This window comes from Brevibacterium sp. Z349TD_9 (assembly GCF_056173565.1).
Window position 1 is genome coordinate 1,581,324 of record NZ_CM149680.1, and the last position, 22,487, is coordinate 1,603,810.

The 22,487-nt window shown below is 69.9% G+C and carries 18 protein-coding genes; 7 read left to right on the forward strand and 11 right to left on the reverse strand.

Going from position 1 to position 22,487, the window contains the following annotated elements:
- Positions 1 to 3 precede the first annotated feature (3 nt).
- On the forward strand, positions 4 to 1,239 hold the full coding sequence (locus tag AC0VYB_RS07120) for a hypothetical protein (RefSeq protein ID WP_201670777.1): 1,236 nt from the start codon (positions 4 to 6) through the stop codon (positions 1,237 to 1,239).
- A gap of 118 nt (positions 1,240 to 1,357) precedes the next feature.
- Positions 1,358 to 1,528, forward strand: a complete 171-nt coding sequence (locus AC0VYB_RS07125) for a DUF3117 domain-containing protein (protein ID WP_009375197.1) — start codon at positions 1,358 to 1,360, stop codon at positions 1,526 to 1,528.
- A 121-nt stretch (positions 1,529 to 1,649) separates the two neighbouring features.
- Here AC0VYB_RS07125 and AC0VYB_RS07130 read toward each other — a convergent pair whose 3' ends face one another.
- Both AC0VYB_RS07130 and AC0VYB_RS07135 read right to left on the reverse strand, forming a co-directional pair.
- The gene (locus AC0VYB_RS07130; protein ID WP_009375199.1) at positions 1,650 to 2,288 is read right to left on the reverse strand and encodes an O-methyltransferase; all 639 of its coding nucleotides are present in this window, start codon (positions 2,286 to 2,288) and stop codon (positions 1,650 to 1,652) included.
- Positions 2,289 to 2,320: 32 nt separating this feature from the next.
- Positions 2,321 to 2,659 (reverse strand): MGMT family protein, encoded by a 339-nt coding sequence (locus tag AC0VYB_RS07135; protein ID WP_095375814.1) that lies wholly within the window; start codon positions 2,657 to 2,659, stop codon positions 2,321 to 2,323.
- Positions 2,660 to 2,714: 55 nt separating this feature from the next.
- Here AC0VYB_RS07135 and AC0VYB_RS07140 point away from each other — a divergent pair, with 55 nt between their 5' ends.
- Positions 2,715 to 3,188, forward strand: coding sequence for a twin-arginine translocase TatA/TatE family subunit (locus AC0VYB_RS07140; RefSeq protein WP_475385108.1), 474 nt, complete (start codon positions 2,715 to 2,717; stop codon positions 3,186 to 3,188).
- A gap of 147 nt (positions 3,189 to 3,335) precedes the next feature.
- Here the strand turns inward: AC0VYB_RS07140 and AC0VYB_RS07145 are convergent, their stop codons facing one another.
- The 6 genes from AC0VYB_RS07145 to AC0VYB_RS07170 form a co-directional block, all read right to left on the reverse strand.
- Positions 3,336 to 4,781 (reverse strand): polysaccharide deacetylase family protein, encoded by a 1,446-nt coding sequence (locus AC0VYB_RS07145; protein ID WP_009375204.1) that lies wholly within the window; start codon positions 4,779 to 4,781, stop codon positions 3,336 to 3,338.
- A 270-nt stretch (positions 4,782 to 5,051) separates the two neighbouring features.
- On the reverse strand, positions 5,052 to 6,182 hold the full coding sequence (locus AC0VYB_RS07150; RefSeq protein ID WP_009375206.1) for an Mrp/NBP35 family ATP-binding protein: 1,131 nt from the start codon (positions 6,180 to 6,182) through the stop codon (positions 5,052 to 5,054).
- Positions 6,179 to 6,715 (reverse strand): DUF1003 domain-containing protein, encoded by a 537-nt coding sequence (locus AC0VYB_RS07155; RefSeq protein ID WP_009375208.1) that lies wholly within the window; start codon positions 6,713 to 6,715, stop codon positions 6,179 to 6,181. The genes AC0VYB_RS07150 and AC0VYB_RS07155 overlap by 4 nt, the downstream gene beginning before the upstream one ends.
- A 2-nt stretch (positions 6,716 to 6,717) precedes the next feature.
- Positions 6,718 to 7,992 (reverse strand): magnesium transporter MgtE N-terminal domain-containing protein, encoded by a 1,275-nt coding sequence (locus AC0VYB_RS07160; RefSeq protein ID WP_009375210.1) that lies wholly within the window; start codon positions 7,990 to 7,992, stop codon positions 6,718 to 6,720.
- A 568-nt stretch (positions 7,993 to 8,560) separates the two neighbouring features.
- Complete coding sequence (locus AC0VYB_RS07165) at positions 8,561 to 9,625, reverse strand: P1 family peptidase (RefSeq protein ID WP_095375815.1); 1,065 nt, start codon at positions 9,623 to 9,625, stop codon at positions 8,561 to 8,563.
- Positions 9,622 to 11,136, reverse strand: coding sequence for an aminopeptidase P family protein (locus AC0VYB_RS07170; protein WP_095375816.1), 1,515 nt, complete (start codon positions 11,134 to 11,136; stop codon positions 9,622 to 9,624). The genes AC0VYB_RS07165 and AC0VYB_RS07170 overlap by 4 nt, the downstream gene beginning before the upstream one ends.
- An 81-nt stretch (positions 11,137 to 11,217) precedes the next feature.
- Here AC0VYB_RS07170 and AC0VYB_RS07175 point away from each other — a divergent pair, with 81 nt between their 5' ends.
- The gene (locus AC0VYB_RS07175; RefSeq protein ID WP_009375223.1) at positions 11,218 to 12,075 is read left to right on the forward strand and encodes a PHP domain-containing protein; all 858 of its coding nucleotides are present in this window, start codon (positions 11,218 to 11,220) and stop codon (positions 12,073 to 12,075) included.
- Positions 12,076 to 12,424: 349 nt separating this feature from the next.
- Here AC0VYB_RS07175 and AC0VYB_RS07180 read toward each other — a convergent pair whose 3' ends face one another.
- Positions 12,425 to 13,936, reverse strand: coding sequence for a DEAD/DEAH box helicase (locus AC0VYB_RS07180; protein ID WP_095375817.1), 1,512 nt, complete (start codon positions 13,934 to 13,936; stop codon positions 12,425 to 12,427).
- 61 nt (positions 13,937 to 13,997) lie between these two features.
- Here AC0VYB_RS07180 and AC0VYB_RS07185 point away from each other — a divergent pair, with 61 nt between their 5' ends.
- Positions 13,998 to 14,630 (forward strand): ferritin-like fold-containing protein, encoded by a 633-nt coding sequence (locus AC0VYB_RS07185; protein WP_095375818.1) that lies wholly within the window; start codon positions 13,998 to 14,000, stop codon positions 14,628 to 14,630.
- A gap of 272 nt (positions 14,631 to 14,902) precedes the next feature.
- Here the strand turns inward: AC0VYB_RS07185 and AC0VYB_RS07190 are convergent, their stop codons facing one another.
- The gene (locus tag AC0VYB_RS07190; RefSeq protein WP_009375226.1) at positions 14,903 to 15,127 is read right to left on the reverse strand and encodes a DUF3107 domain-containing protein; all 225 of its coding nucleotides are present in this window, start codon (positions 15,125 to 15,127) and stop codon (positions 14,903 to 14,905) included.
- A gap of 160 nt (positions 15,128 to 15,287) precedes the next feature.
- Positions 15,288 to 15,887, reverse strand: coding sequence for a TetR/AcrR family transcriptional regulator (locus AC0VYB_RS07195; protein WP_040340952.1), 600 nt, complete (start codon positions 15,885 to 15,887; stop codon positions 15,288 to 15,290).
- A 75-nt stretch (positions 15,888 to 15,962) separates the two neighbouring features.
- Between AC0VYB_RS07195 and AC0VYB_RS07200 the strand changes: the two genes are divergently transcribed.
- Positions 15,963 to 19,274: a PD-(D/E)XK nuclease family protein gene (locus AC0VYB_RS07200; RefSeq protein ID WP_131248466.1), complete on the forward strand. Its 3,312-nt coding sequence runs from the start codon at positions 15,963 to 15,965 to the stop codon at positions 19,272 to 19,274.
- Positions 19,274 to 22,474, forward strand: coding sequence for an ATP-dependent helicase (locus AC0VYB_RS07205; RefSeq protein WP_131248465.1), 3,201 nt, complete (start codon positions 19,274 to 19,276; stop codon positions 22,472 to 22,474). Before AC0VYB_RS07200 ends, AC0VYB_RS07205 begins: the two co-directional genes overlap by 1 nt.
- Positions 22,475 to 22,487: the final 13 nt, after the last annotated feature.

Here is a 22,487-nt window from a genome sequence, read left to right on the forward strand (position 1 = left end):
GCGATGAGCACCTCCCCAGACCTCCCCGGCATCACCATCCTCCCCGAGCTCTTCAACTCCTCCCGCCTCCACCGGGCAGGCGTCGTCTTCCTCACGCTTCCGCTCTGGGTGCAGGCGCTGAGCGTCTACCTCGCCTCGCGGATCGTGAGCATCGCGATCTTCGCCGCGGTCCTCCGTCGCCAGGATCCCGCATACTGGTCCTCGAGCCCGGTCGAGACGACCCTCGGCGACTTCCTCAACTTCTGGGATTCCGCGTGGTACGCGCGCGTCGCGACCGAAGGCTACCCGGCGGTGCTGCCGGTCGATGAGGCCGGGCGGGTCGCAGAGAACACGTGGGCGTTCTATCCGCTCCACCCGGCGATCGTCAGTGCGATCGCCGACCTCACCGGCCTGAGCTACGAGGTGATCTCTCCGCTCGTGTCCACGGTCGCCGCGGGCCTCGCCGCGATCGTCGTCCTCGCGCTCTTCCGGAAGTTCGTCCCACCCGGGCAGGCGCTCACGGCGCTCACCTTCGTCATGGTCTTCCCGCCGGCCGCGGTGTTCTCCACCGGGTACGCGGAGTCGCTCACCCTTCTCCTCCAGGCCCTCGCGCTCCTCCTCGTCGTCGAGCGCCGCTACCTCATGGCCCTTCCCGTCGTCGTCCTCATGGACCTCTCGCGCCCGATCGGCGTCGCCTTCTCCTTCTTCCTCCTCTTCCACCTCATCGACCGCTTCCGCCGCCGTCGGACCGAACCGTATCCGCCCTCCGAGGTCATCCGATCGTGGACCCTCGGTGTGCTCTCGTGCGCCGCCGCGCTCATCCACCCCGTCCACGCGTGGATCGTCACCGGGTCGATGACGGCCTACACCGACACCGAGGCGGCCTGGCACACCGGGACGTCGACCTACCTCGTCCAGTGGCTGGCCCAGGCCAACAGCCTCGTCGGTCCCTTCGGGCCGCTCCTCCTCATCGGAGTCGTCGCCGGCATGGTCGCCCTCATCCTCTCCCCGGCAGGGGCGCGGATGGGCAGGACGCTGCAGCTCTTCTGCCTCGCGTACGGGATCTACCTGCTCATCTTCTTCACCCCGCAGACCTCGACGCTGCGCCTGCTCCTTCCGCTCTTCCCGCTCGCACTCACCCTCTCAGCCGTCCGTTCGCGCGGCTACCGGGTCGCGGTGATCGTCGCGTTCATCCTCCTCCAGATCGTCTGGGTCGGATACCTCTGGCACTTCACCCCGCCCTCGGATCTGCCGCCGTGATCGGGTCGTTTCGCGGCGATGTCCCCGCTGAGGACAGGATCGTGGAATAATCGGATCAATACGGTTGGTCCGTTCCGCACGGATCGGCTCTGTTCAATCGATGGAAGGAAGCGCCCACATGGCAGCTCAGAAACCCCGCACCGGCGACGGACCTCTGGAAGTGACCAAAGAAGGCCGAGGCATGGTGATGCGGCTTCCTGTCGAGGGCGGCGGGCGACTGGTGATCGAACTCAGCGCCGATGAGGCGACGGCTCTCCACGACACGCTGGCGGAGACGCTGGGCATCTGAGCACAGGTCGACCCGGAAGCGGCAGAGACTCTCGTCTCTGCCGCTTCGTCATTCACAAGGCTCGCTTCGCCATCCGCGGGGTCGATCCCGGTGTTCGCCATCCGCGGGGTCGGCCCCGGCGTCACTGCCAGGTCTTCTGCAGCGTGAGCAGGCCCTCTCCGATGGGCAGGAGGACGCGGTCGAGCCGTTCCTGGTCGCCGAGGCGGCTGAGCAGGGTGCGCGCCGCGGTCGTCCGTGGGGAGCGATCGACGGGATCGGCGACGGCGCCGGAGAGCAGCGTCTGGTGGAGGACGAGGAGTCCGTGGGCGTCGAGGAGGCGCAGCGCGGGTTCGATCATCCGCTCGAGCCCGACCGGGTCGATGTCGAGGAAGACGAGGTCGTAGGCGCTCGGGGCGAGGCGGCCGAGGACGTCCTCGGCGCGACCGCTCATCAGGCGCAGGCGGCCGGGGCGGATGCCCGCGAGGTCGATGAGGTCACGGGCCGCGCCCTGAGCAGTGGAGTTCGTGTCGATCGAGGTGAGGATGCCGGCGTTGGGCATGCCCCGCAGCAGGGAGAGCGTCGCCGTTCCCGTGCCGGTGCCGACCTCGACTGCGGCGACGGGGCGCAGCAGACGCGCCATGAGCGTGAGCGCCGACGAGGTCGTCTGTGAGACAGGCGTGAGCCCGTACTCGTGGGAGAGGGTGCGAGCTGCGTCGAGGAGCGCATCCGGTCCGTTGTACTGCTCGGAGAACGTGACATCACCGGCATGCTCGCGTGACAATCGACCCTCCTCAACCGCTGCTGTTCCGTATCTCAGTCTAACCGCTCGCCCGGGTCGCGGCCGTGTGCCGACCACAGCGCGTCGAGCTCCTCGAAAGTGATGAACGCCGAGGTGAGCGCCTTGTCATGACGATGAGCGGTGCCCTCGTCCTCCCACTTCTCCCGGGCGCGCCCGAGCAGCGGGTCGGGCAGCCGCCCAGCAGCGTTGATCACCCGCCACCATGTGACGTTCGACCCGTACTCCTTCATCACCCGTCCGACATAGCGCGGCGAGCAGCGCGCGACGAGGCCGACGGTGCCGTAGCTGACGACGCGACCAGAGGGGACGAACTCGACGATGCGCAGCACCCGCTCGACGACGACGTCGTCCATTCACCCTCCCTTCATGTGAGTCCACCTGGGAGGAGCCTACTGCGGGGAGGTTAGAATGGAGATCATGTTCATGGGCATCAATGGGACCGAGATGGTCATCCTTGTGATCGTCGCACTCGTGGTGATCGGGCCCAAGCGCCTCCCCGAATACGCGCAGAAGCTGCGGGACACCGTCCGCCAGCTCCGCCGCATGGCCGAAGGCGCGAAGGACAACGTCAAGCGGGACTTCGGCGACGACTTCAAGGACGTCGACTGGCAGAAGCTCGACCCCCGCCAGTACGATCCCCGCCGCATCGTCCGCGAGGCCCTCGTCGAGGAGGACTCGGCGATTCGCGAGGCCAAGCGCCGCGAGCAGGGAGGCAGCGGCGCCGCACCGGCGGCGGTTGCAGGTACGGCAGCAGCCGCATCGACGGCTGAGGGCACGTCGGCGTCTGCGGCAGCGCCCCCGTCGCCGATCGAACGGTTCCAGGCCCAGTACGCCAAGCGCGACCGCTCGGCCCCGACCCCCTTCGACGCCGACGCCACCTGAAATTCGCGTCACTTTCTGCACGGCTCCGCCAGAGCCGACGCCACCTGAGCCTCGCGCCGCGACCTCACCGGACCCGCCGACGCCGACGCGACCTCACCGGACCAGCCAACGCCACCTGATTCACGCCGCGCGTGCAACCTGTGCCGGTCAGTCCCTGCGCACCTCGGGATGTTCGGGGTTCGAGCACAGCTTCGTCGCATATCCGCGGCAGAAGTACTCCGCACCCTTCTCGAGCCGCTGGTCGCCGAAGAGCTCGCTCACCGTCACCGGGTAGAAGCCGCGGTCGAGGACGGTGCTGAAGACGTCCGGGGCGGCATCGACGGTCGAGGGGTGGATCGAGTGCATGAGGACGACCGACCCCGGCTTCGTCTGCGCCCTCACTGCGTCGACGACCTTCCCCGCGTTCTTGCTGCGCCAGTCCTCGGTGTCGACGTCCCACATGATCGCCGGATGACCGAGCGCCTTCGCCGTCGCCTTCGTCAGCGCCCCGTAGGGCGGACGGACGAGGTTCGGCTTTCCGCCGCCGGCGGCTTCGATGTCCGCGTCGGTGTCCTCGACCTGCCTGCGCACGGTCTCGGGGGACTTCTTCGACATCTGCGGGTGGTCGAAGGAGTGGTTGCCGACCTCGTGTCCGGCCTCGGCCATCCTCCGGACGACGTCGGGACTGTGCCGGACGTTCTTGCCGAGGAGGAAATACGTGAGGCGGACCTTCGCAGACTTCGCGGCCGCGAGCAGGCGATCCTCGACGTCGGGTTCGCCCGGTCCGTCGTCATAGGTCAGCGCCACGCACGGGAGCAGCGCACAGGAGAAGTCGGGATCGCGGTCATCGGTGCCCTGCGGCAGGGAGAGGGGAGTGTGGAGGGCGTCGGCGACCTGGAGTCCGAGATCGGTGAGTTCGTCGCCGCGCACCGATTCTCCGTCGAGCAGGAGCGCTCCCGAGTCATCGACGGAGATCGCGGAGTCCTCGATGTCGCCGGTGAAGAGCTCGGCGGCGTCGACGGTCGTGTCGGCGGAGAGGTCGGTGAGATAGACCCGGGTCGATCCCGCGTTCGGGCTCGCCGTGGGTCCCGCAGCGTCGGTCCGGGCGACGGCGCTGAGGAGGAAGATCCCGCCCGCGGCGAGGACGCGATTGCTGATGTCCACGTCCGCGCCGGTGTCGGTGTCCTTCGGTGTCGATCCCGCCGAGGCGGTCGTCGCTGTCGTGAATGCCGAGGGATCCCAGCGCAGGGAGGGGTCGGTGAGCACGGGGCTGAAGGCCTTGCGACCGGCGAAGGCACCCGCGGCGTCGAAGCTGTCGAGGACGGCTCGCTCGGTCGCCTCGTTGAGTGAGTCCGCGCCGGGGATGCCGAAGAGATGCGCGTGGAGCTTCGGAGTCGAGGTCTCGTCGACGACGGCGTAGCTGCGCAGGCTCGCGTCGACGGCGGCGAGATTGTCTCGGGCGTTCTTCCGGTGCGACTCCACGGTCGCCGAATCCGAGGCCTCATCGTCGCCGCGGGTCGTGCCGGTGACGACGCATCCGGAGAGGAGGGCGAGTGCGGTCGACGCTGCGGTGAGCGCCGTCAGTCTGGACAGCAGTCGGGGAGTGCGCGTCAAATGGAGGTCCTTGCGGGGAGAGAGTGCAGATGGTCGGCGGGAATCCGCACATCCAGTCTAGGGGGCGCACGGCCGGGCGCTGCGCCGAACAGTCCTGCGTTCTCGGACCGTTGCCACGGCTCTGACCTGGAACGACGTCTGCCTTGTAGTGAGAGTCCGCCCGTCGTCGCGGGTCGCAGATCACACGAGTGTTGCCCGATCGTTGCAGAGATGGGAGACGACCGTGATGGTCGGGGCTTCGGCTGCCGCTCTTCGGTGGGAGGCCTTCGTTCAGACGGGGCTGAGTCCCAGGGAGCGACCGGAGAGACCGCGGGTGCGCTGCGCGAGCCGGGTGGCGAGCGTCGTGAACGCCTGCGCCGCCGGGGACTCGGGGTCGGTGAGCACAACGGGGGTCCCGGCGTCCGAGCCCTCCCGCACCGCGGTGTCGAGGGGGATCTGGGTGAGCAGTTCCACCTCGGTGCCGGTGGTGGTCGCAAGGTTCCCCGCGACCGTGGCACCGCCGCCGCTGCCGAAGACCTCCATCCGGGTGCCGTCGGGCATCTCCATCCACGACATGTTCTCCACGACACCGGCGATCGGCTGCTTGGTCTGCGTGGCGATGGCACCGGCCCGCTCGGCGACCTGAGCCGAGGCCTGCTGGGGGGTGGTGACGACGAGGAGCTCGGAGTTCGGCAGCAGCTGCGCGACGGAGATTGCGATGTCGCCGGTGCCGGGCGGCAGGTCGAGGAGGAGGACGTCGAGGTCACCCCAGAAGACGTCGGTGAGGAACTGCTGCAGGGCGCGGTGGAGCATCGGGCCCCGCCACACGACGGCCTGGTTGCCGGGGACGAACATGCCGATGCTCATCACTTTCACCCCGTGGGCGACCTGCGGGATGATCATCTCGTCGACGCGGGTCGGCTGACCGGAGAGGCCGAACATCGTGGGGATGGAGAACCCGTAGATGTCGGCGTCGACGAGACCGACGCGCAGGCCCTGCTTCGCAAGTGCCGCGGCGAGGTTCGCTGTCACCGAGGACTTCCCGACCCCGCCCTTGCCTGAGGCGATCGCATAGACCTTCGTCAGCGAATCGGGTTTGGCGAAGGGGACCTCGCGGCTTCCGCCGGGACCCTGGAGCTTCTCACGCATCGCCGTGCGCTGCTCGGGCGACATCGTGCCGAGCCTGACGACCACCTCGGTGACGCCGTCGACCTTGGCAAGCGCCGCCTCGGTGTCTCGGGTGATGGTGTCCTTGAGCGGGCAGCCGGCGATCGTGAGCAGCACGGTGACGGTGACCCTGCCGCCGTCGATGGTGACATCCTCGACCATGTCGAGCTCGACGATGCTGCGCCGGATCTCGGGATCGATGACCGTCGCCAGCGCCTGCCGCACGGCTTCGTCGGTCGGGCTCGTTCGTCTCATCCCTGTCCCTTCCTGTCTCGAGACTTCGACCCTACCTGCTCGTCCTTCCCGCTCTCTGAGCGTTCGTCCTCGAGCTCCTTGAGCAGATCCTTGAGCTCGGAGCGGATGAAGTCGCGGGTCGCGACCTCGCGCATCGCGATGCGCAGGGCGGCGACCTCACGGGCGAGGTACTCGGTGTCGGCGAGGTTGCGTTCGGCCCGCTGCCGGTCGTGTTCGAACTCGACGCGGTCGCGGTCGGCGCTGCGGTTCTCGGCGAGGAGGATGAGCGGGGCCGCGTACGAGGCCTGCAGGGAGAGGATGAGCGTGAGCAGGGTGAAGTTGAGCGACCGCGGGTCGAACTGGACGGACTCGGGCAGCAGCGTGTTCCACATCAGCCAGACGGCGCAGAAGACCGTCATGCCGACGAGGAACGCCGGGGTGCCCATGAACCGTGCGAACGCCTCGGCGCCGCGTCCGAACGTCTCCGGGGAGATCGCGAACCGGGGCAGCTTGCGTTTGGACGAGCGGGGGACGTCGAAGTCGTCGGTCGGCATGGTTACCCCCTCCTGTGGTCATCGCGGCCGGTCGTGCGCCAGTCCTCGGGCAGCAGCTCGTCGAGGACGTCGTCGACGGTGACGACGCCGATGAGTCGGTCGTTGTCGTCGGTGATCGGCACCGACACCAGATTGTACGCCGCGAGCAGCTTCGTCACCTCGGCCAGCGATGTGTCCGGGGGCATCGCGTCGACTTCGGTGTCGAGCATGATACCGACCGCCTCGTGCGGGGGATGGCGCAGCATCTCCTGGATGTGGACGATGCCCAGGAACTTCCCCGTCGGCGTCTCGATGGGCTGGCGGCAGACGAAGACAGCGGCGGCGAGCGCGGCCGGCAGATCCTCCCGACGGACGTGGGCGAGCGCCTCGGCGACGGTCGTCTCCGGGGTGAGGATGACCGGTTCGGTCGTCATCAGACCACCTGCGGTGTGCTCGTCGTAGGAGAGCAGCGTGCGGACGTCCTCGGCGTCGTCGGGCTCCATGAGGGTGAGGAACCGTTCGGCCTGCTCATCGGTGAGCTCGCCGAGGAGGTCGGCCGCGTCGTCGGGCTCCATCTCCTCGAGCACGGTGACCGCGCGCTCGGTGTCGAGAGCGGAGAGGAGCTCGACCTGCGTCTCATCCGGCAGCTCCTCGATGACGTCGGCGAGGCGTTCGTCGTCGAGGGCCCGGGCGACCTGGAGGCGGCGTTCGGGGGTCATCTCGAAGAGGACGTCGGCGAGGTCGGCGGGCTTCGTGTCCTGGTAGGCCGCGATGAGCTGGGTGGCCTCCTGGTCCTGGGCGGAGTCGGCGGGGTGGTCGGCATCGGACCACGAGATCTGCATCGTCTCGCCGCGGCGGCGGAAGGCGGAGAAGGCCGTGCGCTCCTGGACGCGACGGACGAAGAGACGGGTGACCTCCCAGTCGCGGTTGACCTGCTGCTCGATGCCGACGTCCTCGATCTGGACGGGGGAGTCGTCCTCGCGCAGGCGCAGACGACGGTCGAGGAGGTCGTTGACGACGAGCGTCTCCGAGCGGCGCTGTTCGAACCGGCGCATGTTCACCAGTCCCGTGGTGATGACCTGCCCGGCGTCGATCGAGGTGACCCGGCCCATGGGGACGAAGACGCGGCGGCGTCCGGGGACCTCGACGACGAGGCCGATGACGCGCGGGAACTGGCGCATCGTCGTGCGGTAGACGACGACGACGTCGCGGACACGACCCACCTGATCCCCGAGCGGGTCGAAGACCGGAGCGGAGATGAGGCGGGCGACGAAGACGCGTTTCGAGGAGCCACTCATGGACCCAAGCCTACTTCGTGACCCGGCACCGCTCAGCGTCGTCCGCATCACGTTCTCTGCGCCAAGTCCTCTTGTCGCTCGCTCGACCCTGGACGAGGTCTGCACGAAGCACGTCCCACGTCCGCGCTCCAGCACCCCGGGGCCTCGCGGCAATCCGACGGTCACACAACTCTGCGGGCGCGCAGCAACCCTGCGGGCGCACAGCGCGTGTCCCTGAGGAGGATCCGAGTCGATTCTGGGCCCGATGTCGAACTCGATCCTCCTCGCCGAGGCGGCCCGGGTGAAGGACCGACGACTGCACCGGCGGTTTGGAGGCGGCAGCGTTGCGGTCGGGTGTCAACCGTTCCGGAGGCGCGGCTCGTGTCCCTGAGGAGGATCCGGGTCGATTCTGGGCCCGATGTCGAACTCGATCCTCCTCGGCGAGGCGGCCCGGGTGAAGGTCCGACGACTGCACCGGCGGTTTGGAAGCGGCAGCGGGCGGTCGCCGAGGAGGTCGGCCGACGGTCGGTCGGACAGGCAGTGCGCCCCTGGGCCGATGCCCGCCGGCCGAGCGGCCCCGGCGGGGCTGCTATGGGAGGTCCGCGAACGCCGCCGTGAAGTCCGGGGCGATGTCGACGAGAGTCGGCGGCTGCTCCCACGCCGGGGCGAGCGGGGAGGCACTCGTGAGAGCGTCGAGGACGGCGAGGGTGACGGCGTCGGCGGCGGCCGCGGTGATCTCGACGACCGCGGGCAGCGCCTCGGCGGGGTCCTCAGGCAGCGCCCGGGCACCGGTGGCGACGGCGAAGACGGTGTCCCCGTCGATGAGGGTGTGGGAGGGACGCACCGCACGAGCGATGCCGGGGTGGCCGCCGGCCGCAAGCGCTGTGACCTGGGCGCGGTCGAGTCGGGCGTCCGTGGCGATGATCGCCAACGTCGTGTTCTGCGCCGAGAGGGGCGCCTCGAGATCGGGGACGGGCAGGCTCGGCAGCGGCGGCAGATCCCAGCCGACGGCCTCGAGCAGGGGACCGGCCCACAGGGTCCCCGCTTCGGTGCCGATCGTCCCGAAGGGATTCGCGACGACGAGGGCGGAGACCGTGTACCCGGCAGACAGCCGGATGCTCACCGAACCGAGCGAGCTGCGCAGGGTCTGAACGCCGGCGCGGGCACCGATGCCGACACCGACGCTGCCCCTGACCGGGGTCGTCGGCGCCTCCTCGGTGAGGGCAGCGAGCGCAGCCTGGGCCGCGGCAGCGCCCTCGGCAGCCGTCGGCGGGGCGACCGGGCCGGCCCCGCGGCCGAGGTCGAAGATCGCTGCGGCGGGGACGAGCGGAATGACGGTGCCCGGCAGGCGTGGTGCGGGGAAGCCGCGCCCCGCCTCGGCGAGGGCATCGGAGACCCCCGCGACGGAGCGCAGACCGATCGCCGACCCTCCCGTGAGCACGAGGGCATCGGCCGCGGACCCGTGCGCGGTGGGGGAGAGGACGTCGGTCTCATGGGTGGCCGGGCCCCCGCCCCGGACGTCGACGCCGACGGTCGAGCCCGCGGGCGGGAGGACGACGCTGACCCCGGTGAGCCGGTCGCGGGTGAGCGTCCCGGCGTGTCCGAGGGCGAGCCCCGGCACGTCGAGGATGCCGCGCCCGCGGGTCGGGGTCATCGTCCTTGGACCCAGGCTTCCACCTCGGCGCGGGTGCGCGGGAAGTCGGCGGAGAGGTTTTCGACTCCGTCGGCGGTGACGAGGACGTCGTCCTCGATGCGCACGCCGATGCCGCGGAACTCCTCGGGCACGAGGAGGTCGTCGGCCTTGAAGTAGAGACCGGGTTCGATCGTAAAGACCATGCCCGGTTCGATGACGGCGTCGAGGTACATCTCCGCACGGGCCTGCGCACAGTCGTGGACGTCGAGGCCGAGGTGGTGGCTGGTGCCGTGGACCATCCACCGGCGGTGCTGCTGGCCCTCGGGCGAGAGCGACTCTTCGGCGGACACGGGCAGGAGGCCGAACTCCTCGAGGCGGTGGGCGATGACCTTCATCGCGGCCTCGTGGACCTCGCGGAAGCGTACGGGGCGGTCGACGTGCTCGGCGGCGACGGCGAAGGCGGCGTCGGAGGCCTCGAGCACGGCGTCGTAGATCTTCGCCTGCACCTCGGTGAAGGTGCCGGACACCGGCAGGGTGCGGGTGATGTCGGCGGTGTAGAGGGAGTCGGCTTCGGCACCGGCGTCGACGAGGACGAGGTCGCCCTCGGAGACGACTCCGTCGTTGCGGATCCAGTGCAGGGTGCACGCATGGTTGCCCGAGGCGGCGATCGTGTCGTAGCCGATGCCGTTGCCGTCGCTGCGGGCGGCGGTCTCGAACGCGGTCTCGATGACCCGCTCACCGCGGCGGTGGGCGACGGCGGCCGGCAGGGAGGCGACGACGTTGTCGAAGCCGGCGCGGGTGATCGCGACGGCCTCGCGCATCTGGTCGATCTCGTGGTCATCCTTGATCAGGCGCAGCTCCGAGAGCATCTGCGCGAGCTCCGCATCCCCGGCCTCGGAGGTCTCGAGGTCGGCCTGGACCTGGGTGCGGGCGGTGTCGATGACGGAGTCGATGCGAGTGTCGGCCGAGCGCAGGAGGCGCACGGAGATGGCACCGAGGTCCTTCGTGATCGCATCGTTGACGGTCGCCGAGGATTCGGTGGCGATCCCGGTCATCGTCCGCATCGCCTCGAGGTCGGCGCGCGGTCCCACCCAGTACTCGCCGTAGCGGGCGTCGGAGAAGAACTCCTCGGTGTCGGCACCGGCGCGGGGGCGGAAGTAGAGGGTGACGCTGTGCTCGTCGCCCTCGGGTTCGAAGACGAGGACGGCATCGGGCTCGGAGTCGGTCTCGAGCCCGGTGAGGTGGATGAACGCGGAGTGGGCACGGAACCGGTAGTCGGTGTCGTTCGAGCGGACCTTGAGCGAACCGGCGGGGATGACGAGGCGCTCACCGGGGAACGCGGCGGAGACCTTTGCGCGGCGCTCAGGCGTGAATCCGGCGGCGGCGAGGGCGTCGGCGTCGAGCGGGGTGCGGTCCCAGCCGGAGGCGACGAAATCCCGGAAGGCGCGGGAGTTCGGACGGTGCGAGCGGTTGTTGACGCGGTCGGTCAGAGGCTGGTCGGTATCAGTGCTGGTGGCGCTGTGCTCAGTCATGTCTCCATTCTAGGCACGGGGGCGGCTCCGGCCTTCAGGCGCGGAGCAGCACCGGCTCGGGAAGTCGATAGACTGGGGCTCATGGTCATCGATCTCCATGCGCACACGGCGTTCTCGGACGGGACACAGAGCCCGTCCGAACTCGTTTCCGAAGCCTCGATGGAAGGCATCGACGTCGTCGGCATCACCGATCATGACACCACCGCCGGATGGGCCCCCGCCGAGGAGGCCGCCCGCGTGTACGGACTCGGCCTCGTCCGCGGGATGGAGATCTCCTGCCGCCACGAAGGAGTGAGCGTCCACCTGCTCTCCTACCTCCACGACCCCTACGACACGGGCCTGGCCAGCGTCGTCGAGGAGACGCGCCGTTCGCGCCTCGACCGCACCCACCTCATCATCGACCGCCTCGCCGAGGACTATCCGATCGACATGGACGCCGTGCTCTCCGTCGCCGGTGAGGATGCGACGATCGGGCGCCCCCACATCGCCGACGCACTCGTCGCCGCCGGCATCGTCGAGACCCGGTCGGAGGCGTTCGCCTCGATCCTCTCCAGCCACGGGAAGTACCACGTCACCCTGCCGACGATCGACCCGATCACCGCGATCCGCCTCATCGCCGAGGCGGGAGGGGTCTCCGTCTTCGCCCACCCCAGGGCGGCGATGCGCGGACTCGTCGTCTCCGATGCCGCGATGCGCGAGTTCATCGCCGCCGGTCTCGACGGCCTCGAAGTCGACCACCGGGACAACCCGCCGAACGAACGCGAGGTCATGCGGCGTCTCGCCCACGACAACGACCTCATCGTCACCGGCTCCTCGGACTATCACGGCACCGGAAAGCCCAACCGCCTCGGCGAGCATTCGACGTCCGATCACATGCTCGCGAAACTCCTCGACCGGGCCGCCGCCCGCCCCGGAGGAGTCGAGTTCATCCAAGGGTGAGAGGGGCGGGTCGCGCGCGGCCTCGTTCACGCCGGAGCGCGCTTTGCGGCACGGCCAGCCTCCGCGGCCGCTCACTCAAGCCGGAGCGCGCTTTGCAGACGTTCCTCGCGTCGATATGTGCTGTCCGGCTTGAGCGAGCGCGGCAGACGCGGCTCGAGCGAGCGTCGTATGCACAGGCGCAACGCCCCGCCGCGAGCGGATCGCAGCGGGGCGTTGTCCGCGGGCACGAGTGATCGGTCGCCCTTCGTCGAGGCGGGGCGCTAGCCCCTTACGGCGCAGTGGCCTACGGCGCAGGTGCCCTACGGCGCGGCGGTCCACACGGCGCTGGGGTCCTACAGCGCGGGTGCCGTTACTCGGCGTTCGTGTCCGAGGCCTCGGACCTGCTGGCTCGGCCGACCGGCTTGCCGCCGCGGGTGCGGCGACGCTCCCGGTTGCGGCGCGGCTTGCGCGGAGCCTCCGAATCCCCGTCGCCGCCTCGGCGTGAGTCGGACGAGCCGCCCCGACGGCCTTCGGACGAGCCGCCGCGACGCGAATCGGACGAGCCGGAACCGCCGCCTCGGCGACCACCGGACGATCCACGACCCCGTGAGCGCTTCTCCTCGCCGGTGTTGTCCGTGCTCTCCCCGTGCTTGTGGGGGAGACGGCCCTTCGTCCCCTTGGGGATGCCGAGGTCGGTGAAGAAGTGCGGCGAGGTCGAGTACGTCTCCGCGGGTTCGTCGTGGTCGAGGCCGAGGGCCTTGTTGATCAGGCGCCAGCGGGGCATGTCGTCCCAGTCGACGAGGGTGACGGCGACGCCGGAGTTGCCGGCCCGACCGGTGCGGCCGATCCGGTGGACGTAGGTCTTCTCGTCCTCCGGCGACTGGAAGTTGACGACATGGGTGACGTCGTCGATGTCGATGCCGCGGGCGGCGACGTCGGTGGCGACGAGGACGTCGACGGTGCCGTCGCGGAAGGACTTGAGCGCCTTCTCCCTCTGCGCCTGACCGAGGTCGCCGTGCAGCGCGCGGACGGCGAACCCGCGGTCGGACAGCTCCGCGGCGAGCTTGTCGGCGGTGCGCTTCGTGCGGGTGAAGATGATGGTCCGGCCCCGGCCCTCGGCCTGGAGGAGGCGGGCGACGAGTTCGCTCTTGTCCATCGCGTGCGCGCGGTAGACGTACTGCGTCGTGTTCTTGCCGGTGAGCGAGAGGTCTTCGTTGTCATGCGCCCGGATGTGGGTGGGCCGGTTCATATACCGGCGAGCGAGCGTGATGACGGCCCCGGGCATCGTCGCGGAGAAGAGCATCGTCTGCCGGTTCGCGGGCACGGCGGCGATGATGCGTTCGACGTCGGGGAGGAAGCCGAGGTCGAGCATCTCGTCGGCCTCATCGAGGACGACGGTGCGGACCTTGTTGAGCCTGAGCACCTTGCGGCCGTAGAGGTCGAGGAGGCGCCCCGGGGTGCCGACGACGACGTCGACGCCGGCCTTGAGCGCGTTGATCTGGGGCTCGAACTCCTTGCCGCCGTAGATCGTGACGACGTCGATGCTGCGCTGGCTCGACGCGGTGACGAGGTCCTGGGCGACCTGCTTGGCGAGCTCGCGGGTGGGGACGACGACGAGCGCCTGCGGCAGCCGCGTGTCTCCCTCGGCGGTCTCACCGCCGGGCTCGTCCTTGCCCGTGACCCGCTGGAGCAGGGGGATGCCGAAGCCGAGGGTCTTGCCCGTGCCGGTCTTCGCCTGCCCGATGATGTCGGCGCCGGAGAGCGCGACGGGCAGGGTCATCGCCTGGATGGGGAAGGGATGGGTGATGCCGGCAGCGGCGAGTGATGCCACGATCGGTCCGGAGACCCCCAACTCAGCGAAATCGGCGTCTGTCTCCGCCATGTCTCAAACTCCTTTTGGCGCCTTCGCGCTCGTCATGGTGGCGAACCGGTACTCTTGACCTATGCCCGATTCTGCCCCACTGGCCAGTACTGATGCTGCAACGCTCGCGCTGGTCGCGTACGGTGAGCTCACCGCCTTCGAGAGAATGGCGACGAACGCGTCCACGGCCTCCGAACTCGATGACACGGTGACTCTGTCCCGGTTGGCATCGCATTCATTCTCGCACTTCGAAGAGCTCTCGGCGCGCATCAGTGACTCGGGCCAGGATGTGATCGAGCTCTGTCGGCTCTTCGAGCCGACGTTCTCGGTGCTCGCTGAGAGGACTCGTCCCCGTGACTGGTACGAGAGCCTCATGAAGGGCTTCGTCTTCGACGGGATCATGAACGACTTCTATCGCATGGCGGCCGACAAGCTCGATGAGCCCGGGCACAGCCTGGCAATTGCTGTTCTCGATGATACACGTGCCGCTGACTACGTCCGCAATCGGCTGACCGCCGACGTCGCCGAGGACACCCAGCTCGCCTCGCGGCTCGCCCTCTGGGGTCGCAAACTCGTCGCCGAGACCCTCGGCCGTGCCCGCCAGATGCTCACCGACCCGGTCCTCGGCATCGACGAGGCCGTCATCGTCGAGGCGATACCCGCCGTCACCGCGAACCATTCGCGCCGGATGTCGGCCCTCGGCCTCGTTGCGTAGGGGTTCGACAGGCTCCGGCGCGGCGGTTGGTCTGCCGGTGCGGGGAACCCCTCGCCGAGGTGGTCGACCCCACTTAGCGGTCGTGACCGCTTCCTCGATTCCGTCCCCTCGCCGAGGCTGCGGGAAGGCGTCTCGCGACACAGCGCAGCGGGCCCGGACGCAGAGCTGGTGCCCTCAGTCTGGTGCCCTCGATCCGATGCCCTGAAGACAGAGGCGGGGCCCGGTCATCCTGACCGGGCCCCGCCTCGTTGCGTCTGTGCGCGTGTGTCCGCTCAGGCGGCGCCGAAGCCGACGCGGCGGGTCGCCTCGGTGCCGAGCTCGACGTAGCCGAGCGCGGTCGAGGGGACGAAGACCTGACGGCCCTTCGTGTCGGTGAAGGTGAGGAGCGCCTCTGACTCGACGGCCTCCTGGATGCGCTTGGCGAGGTCGGTGGCGGATTCGTCCGTGTCGAGGACGATCTCGCGCTGGGACTGGCGGACGCCGATCTTGATTTCCATGGTTCTCCTTGTGGCGATGGTGGTCGTGCTCAGCTTAACGTCCGGGCTGCGCCCGCTCTTCCCGCCCACGCTCGGCTCTCAGCGAACGGGGGCCGTGCCGCCTCGGCGAACGGCACCCCCGGATCCACCCGCCTCGGCGGGCGGGAGAGTCGGGCCCGTCTCACCGGACGGTCGTGGCGAATGAGCTCAGCCCGCCCCAGCTCATCTGGGTGAGCAGGTCGACAGCGGCGGCGATGTCGATCTCCTGGGTCGACTCGATCTGCTTGATGACGACCTCTGCGGTGCCGATGAGGGTGCGGCAGAGGAGGTCCGCCTCGGCGTCGTCGAGGTCGGTGAAGCTCTGCAGGGCGGAGACGATGCGGGCCACGGTGCCCTCGCGCATCGCCCGCACCCGCTCCTGGGCTGCCGGCTCGTAGACGTCGGAGTTGAAGAGGATGACGAACTCCTCGCGGTGGGAGATCGCGAAGTCGAAGTAGGCGCGGTAGGTCGCGCGGATCCGCTCGTGCGGGTCGGTCGTCGAGTTGAGCGCCTGCTCCACCCGACCGGCGAGGTGGCCGGCTGAATCGTCGATGAGCGCAAGGTAGAGGTCCTGCTTCGAGGCGAAGTGCTGGTAGAGGACGGGTTTGGACACGCCGGCCTCCTCGGCGATCGTGTCCATCGACGTCGTGCGGTAGCCGCGGCCGGCGAAGACCGCACGCGCGACTCCGACCAACTGGTCGCGTCGCTGTTCACGGGGCATTCTCTGCTGCGGACTCGGCATTCTCCAATGCTACGCGAAGTCGCGTCGCCGACCGGGTCGGATCGTCGTGTCAGCCCCGCATGATGGAATACGGATATGGACGATCTCACCTCGACGCTCACCGGCTCCCTGCTCAGACAGGGGTCCCTTGCCGTCATCGGCAGGCCGGGGACGGGCAAGACGTCGCTGCTCGCCGACGTCTACGGACGCCTCGTCACGTCGATCGATCCCTCTTCGGTCCTCGTCCTCAGCCCTGACCGCGACCACGCCGACGTCCTGCGCAACACCCTACCCGTCCCGCGGGAGGCCGTCCTGCGCGCCGCGCCTGCCCGGAGCATCTCCTCCTTCGCCTATGGGATCGTCCGCGCCGCCCATGCGACGCGGACGGGGGAGGACCTCGAGTTCGTCTCCGGTGCCGACCAGGACGTCTTCCTCGCCGACCTCCTCGCCGGTCATGAGGCCGGCCGCGGTCGGATGCCCGCATGGCCGACCGACATCACCGCCGAGGTGCGGGCCACCTCCGCCTTCCGCACCGAGATCCGCGACGCCCTCAACCGGGTCATGGAGTTCGACTTCGGTGTGCGCACCCCCGCACCGACCCGGGACGGGGAGTACGTCTTCGATGCCGGGCTGAGCGCCCTGGACCGGGTCCTCGCGGTCCGTCCCGACCCCCGCTGGGCGGCGCTCTCCCGCATCCTCGAGGAGTACCTCGGGATCATGAGCATGCCCGGGTACGGGGGGATCGATTCGGCGACCGTGCTCGCCCGCTCGGCGTTCGAAGTCCTCCGCGAACCCGCCGAGGTGACCGCGGGCAGGCCGTGGTCGTTCGCTCCCGACCGGGTGCCCTCCGTCGTCCTCGCCGACGGGGTGCAGGACTTCCCCGCCGCGAGCTGGGGTCTGCTCGAGCAGCTGCGGCTGCGCGGGTCCGCGCTCGCGCTCTTCGGCGCGCCCGAGACCGTCACCGGCCGCTTCCACGGTGCCGACGCATCGGTCCTCGACCGCGCGGCGGCCGCGGCCGACTTCACGACGGTCGTGCTCGAGGACCCGTACGGCGCCGAGGCGGCGCTGACCGCGATCTGCGACGATTTCGGCGCCCGCATCACCACCCGGTGGGGGCTCGGGCACATGCCCCGGCCGGGTGCCGGCACGGACACGGCCTCGAGCGGTGACGCTGCGGGCACCACTGCCGAGCCGGGTCCGGAACCCGGGCCGGGGGAGACTCCGCGGCCGGCGGGTGCGGACGGGTCCGGCGTCGGTGCGGGTGCGGATGCTCGGGACGCCGCCGGTGTGGGCTTGAGCGTGCCGGCCGATCCGCCGGTCGAAGCGCACGTGTTCGCGAGCGCGGCGTCCGAGCACCGCTACCTGGCCCGGCGCATCGCCGAGTTCGTCGCGGACGGCAGCGCGCACTCCGACGTCGCCGTCATCTGCCGCAACGCCTCGACGGCGCGGGTGATGGCCGGAGAGCTGCAGGCGGCGGGCACTCCCACGGCGACGATCGTCCAACCGCTCAACGTCGACCCGGCGACCGCGCCCCTGCTCGAACTGCTCACCGTCGCCCCGGGGCTCAGCGACGACGAGACGCTGACGACGGTGGCGCTGACACTGGCCGGCAGCGTCTACGTCCGCCTCGACTCCGTGGCGATCCGCCGCTTCCGGCGCCTCGTCCGCACCCGGTTCCCCGCCGCCGACAGCACTGCCTCGCTCGCCTTGGCCCTGCGCAGCGACGAACTCGCCCCGGAGATCCCCGGCCTCGACACGCTCTCGCGGATGCTCAGGGCGGCTGGGGAGAATGCCGATGCGGATCCGCACACCGCGCTGTGGGCGATCTGGGAGGCCGCGGGCGTGTCCGAACGCTGGCAGTCCGAGGCGCTGCGCGATCCCGACGGCCAGGCGGGCGCACACCTCGACTCCGTGCTCCGCCTCTTCACCCTCGCCGAGAAGATCTCCGACCGTGGCGGGTTCACCGCCCGCTCGTTCGCCGGCATCGTCGCCGAACAGGACATCGCCCAGGACTCTCTGGCCAGGACCGCGGGGTTCGCCGACCACGTCCGAGTCGGGACGCCTGCCTCCCTCGCGCACGTGCGCGTTCCGCTCGTCATCATCGCCGAGGTCGACGAAGGAGTGTGGCCGAACCCGAAGCTGCGCGGCGGCATGCTCGGTCTCAGCGACCTCGTCGCGGTCCTCGCGGGCAAGGATCCGGTCACCGTCGACCCCGGCTACCACGCCTACGCGAAGCGCACGAACCTCCGGGAGGAGGCCGAGCTCTTCTACACCGCGCTCACCCGAGCCTCCCACCGCGTCATCGTCACCGCACTGTCGGATTCGGAGTCCTCGCCCTCGGCGTTCTTCGACGTCATCGCCGCAGCCACCCGGCAGGGCACGGCCGCCGGCGACGGGTACGCGATCACCGATGAGGACGAACTGCCCCCGCTCGGGCTCGAGGAGATCGCCGCCCTGTCCCGGGCACACCTGCTCACCGCCGCACGGGAGAGCGACGGCGACCCTGATGCAGAGACCATCGAGTGGGCCCGGCTCGCGGCGGCACTGGCGGGCGCCGATGCGCAGATGCTGGGTCCCGAGGCATGGCGGGAGGCCGAGGACCTCACCTCCTTCACCCCGCTCTTCGACGCCGAGGACACCGTGGCGATCTCGCCCTCGCAGGTCGAGACGTTCTCCGACTGCTCCCTGCGGTGGTTCCTCACCCGCCACGGAGGCGACCGCGGGGCGACGACCGCACAGAGCATCGGCACCATCCTCCATGCCGCGGCCGAACACCACCCCGAGGGGCCGACGTCGCAGATCCGAGAGTTCGTCGACCGTGAGTTCGCGGCCCTCGAGTTCGACACCGACTGGGAGCGCGAACGTGAGCACGCGACGGCCATGGCCATGGTCGACCGCCTCGGCGAGTACATCGAGAACTCACCCGGCGACGTCCTCGGCGTCGAAGCCCGCGTCTATGCGACCGGTGTCGACGACCGCGGACAGGAATGGAAGGTCACAGGCCGACTCGACCGTGTCGAAGAGGTCGCCGGCGGCGTCCGGATCGTCGACTTCAAGACCGGCAAGGCCGTGCCCGCCGGCGCCGATATGCCCAGACACCCGCAGCTCGGCGTCTATCAGGAGGCCGTCGACTCCGGAGTCCTCGAACTCCCCGACGGATCGAGTGTCGATGCCCGCTCGGCGGGTGCCGAACTCGTCTTCCTCCGCCGCACCGCCGGGACGGCACGGCGCCAGGATGCGGTGAGCGCCGACGAGGATCCGCAGTGGGCCCGGGCGCTCATCGGGGAGGTCTCGGAGGGGATGCGTGCCGCCCACTTCCCGGCTCGAGTCGACCCGCCGAAGTGCCAGTCCTGCCCTGTCCGCTCCTCATGCCCGGCGATCGGGCCGCACATGCTGGAGGACGACTGATGAGATTCAGCGCCGACGACCTCGCCCGTCTCACCGCCGCCGATCCCGCCCGGGCCTTCGGGCCGAGCCCTGAGCAGCGGGAGATCATCGAAGCCGATCCGGCGCTGTCGATGAAGGTCACCGCGGGTGCCGGATCGGGCAAGACGACCGTGATCTCCCAACGCGTCGTGTGGCTCGTGGCCAACGGCTTCGTCGCCCCCGAGGAGATCCTCGGACTCACCTTCACCCGGAAGGCGGTGGGGGAGCTCGGCAGCCGGATCCGGGTGCTGCTCTCCCGCCTGCGGCACAGCCTCGGCGAAGGGACGACACCGAGCCTGCCGGGACTCGACTATCCGACCGTGTCGACGTACAACTCGTACGCCGCTGCGATCGTGTCCGAACACGGGGCGAGCATCGGCATCGAACCCGAGACCGTGCTCCTCGACGAGGCGGCCGCGCACACGATCGCCGGAGAAGTGCTCGACGCGGCCCTTCCCGATGAGATCCCCGGCAGCTACGCGAGGGACACGATGATCGCCGACATCATCGCCTTCGCCGGAGCGATGAACGACCACGGCCGCGACGTCGAGGAGGTCACCGACTACCTCGACGCCTGCCTGGCCGCCCTCATGTCGTCGAAGGGAAAACCCGTCGACCCGAACGGCCGTCGACGGAAGCTCGAGGAGAAGAAGCGGATCGCCGGCCTCGCCGGAGAGTACATGGCCGCGAAGCGACGGCACCTGGCGATGGACTTCTCCGATCAGGTCCGCTTCGCCCAGCGGATCGTCGACGAGGTTCCGCAGGCGCTGGCCGCCGAACGCGCACGCTGGAAGATCATCCTCCTCGATGAATTCCAGGACACCTCGGTCGCCCAGCTCACCCTGCTCTCGACGCTGTTCAAGCGCAGCGCGGTGACCGCGGTCGGCGACCCGCGGCAGGCGATCTACGGGTGGCGCGGGGCCAGCGCGGACAACATGATCCGCTTCGAGACCGACTTCACCGACGTCCGGCCGCTGACCCTGAGCACGAGTTGGCGCAACGACGGCACCATCCTCACCGTGGCCAATCGGGTCGCCGACGGGCTCACGGGCTCACGGGAGACTCCGCTGACCACCAGGCCCGGCGCCGGTCCCGGCGAGGTCGTCGTCGATGTGTCCTCCGGGGCCCACGACGAGGAGTTCCTCACCGTCGGCATGCGCTCGCTCACCGATTGGGTCGCGGGACTGCCGGCGGGCTCGTCGACGGCGGTGCTCTGCCGCAAACGCGCGCATTTCGCGCCGGTGAGTGCCGCCCTCGAGGCGGCTGGGTTCGCCGTCCACGTCCACGGCTCCTCGGGGCTGCTCACCGACCCGTACGTCGCTGACCTGCGGGCGGTGCTCGCCGCTGCGGTCGACCCGATGGCCGGCGACGAGCTCATGCGCCTCCTCAGCGGCCGCCTCCTCGGTCTCGGGGCCTCCGACATCGCCGCGCTGTCCTCCTTCACCCGCCGCCAGGCGCAGCGGCGCCACGATGCCGACGCGCGCGAAGCCCGGGCCGGCGCTGAGGGTGCGGCCGACGCCGACGGCGCCCTGGCCGCGGCCAGTGACTCGGGACGTGTCGGCGAGGGCACCGCGGAGGCTGTGCCCGAGTCCATCGACGTGCCGACGATCGTCGAAGGACTCGACGAGCTCATCGACGTTCCCGCGGGCCGGGAGACCGGCCTGAGCCAGCCGGCGCGCGAGCGTCTCGTCCGCTTCGCCCGCGCCCTGCGAACGGTGCGCTCGGGATCCGGGACCGTGACCTCGGTGCTGCGGACCGCGCTGCGCGAGACCGGCATCGACTCCGACATCTGGGGGCTGAGCGACGCGCTGCGACGCGTCCATCGGCAGGCGATCGACGCGTTCCTCTCCGCGGCAGCACAGTATTCGGCGTCGGTCGAGCGGCCATCGGTGCCCGGGTTCCTGCAGTGGCTCTCCCTCATGGAGGTCAAGGACGCGCTGAGCGCAGCCGAACCGACGGTCGCCCCCGGGGCGATCAACGTCATGACCGTCCATGCGTCGAAGGGTCTCGAGTTCGATGCCGTGGCCGTTCCCTCACTGGTCGTCAAGGACTTCCCGACCGAACCCCGGGACAGAGAGGGGTGGATGGGCCGCACCTCTCTGCCCTATCCGCTGCGCGGGGATCGTGCCCACCTCGTCGACTACGACCTGCGGGGCGCGGAGTTCGAGACGAAGAAGGCCCTCGACGAATGGGTGAACGAGTTCATCAGGCCGGTCGTGGCCGACGCCCACGAGCAGGAGGAGCGGCGACTGGCCTACGTCGCGTTCACCCGCGCGAAGCACCACCTGTGGCTCGGTGCCGAGCTCATGGGCTCCCGATCGACCCCCGACGAGCCCTCCCCGTTCCTCACCGAGGCCATCGAGGCGGCGGGCCTTGACCCGGAGATCCCCGAGCCGGCTGAGGAGTCGGCGGCCGATCGGATCGAGACGAGCATCTGGCCGGTGCCTCGTGATGAGCGCGTCGCCGTCGCACAGCGGGCAGGGGAGTGGGTCGAGAGCGCGGCGGGAGCGGACCTCGCTGCACTCGCACGCGGTGATTCGCAGGTCGCCGTCCTCGCTCGCAGAGCCCAGCGGATCCTCGCCCATCGCGCCCCTGCGACCGACGGCAGGTTGCCCGATCGGCTCTCGGCGACCGACCTCGTCTCGTGGCGGAGGGACCCCGAATCGTTCCGCACCAGCACTCTGCGACCGGTTCCGGAGCCGCCGAGCCGGGCCGCCGAGATCGGGACGAGCTTCCATGCCTGGGTCGAACGCCGCTTCGGGCAGGCGAGCATCGAGGTCGATGACACCGACTCCGGCCGCGCCCGGGACACCGCTGTGCTCGAGCGGCTGCAGGAGACGTTCCTCGCGTCCTCGTTCGCGTCCCGCCGGGCGACGGAGATCGAGATGTCCTTCGAACTCGTCCTCGGGCGGTTCCGGGTTCCCGGCAAGATCGACGCCGTGTTCATCACCGGCGACCACGCCGAGGTCGTCGACTGGAAGACGGCGAAGAAGCCGAACGCGCAGGCGCTCGAGGTGATGAAATGGCAGCTCGCGCTCTACCGGTTCGCCGTCCAGCGGGTGCATCCGGAGGTCACGGAGGTGACGGGGACGTTCTACTTCGTCGGCAGCGACGAGGTCGTCAGCTTCACCGACCTGCCCGAAGAGGAGGAGGTCATCGCATGGCTTGAGGCCCACGACTGATCTGCAGTCGTCG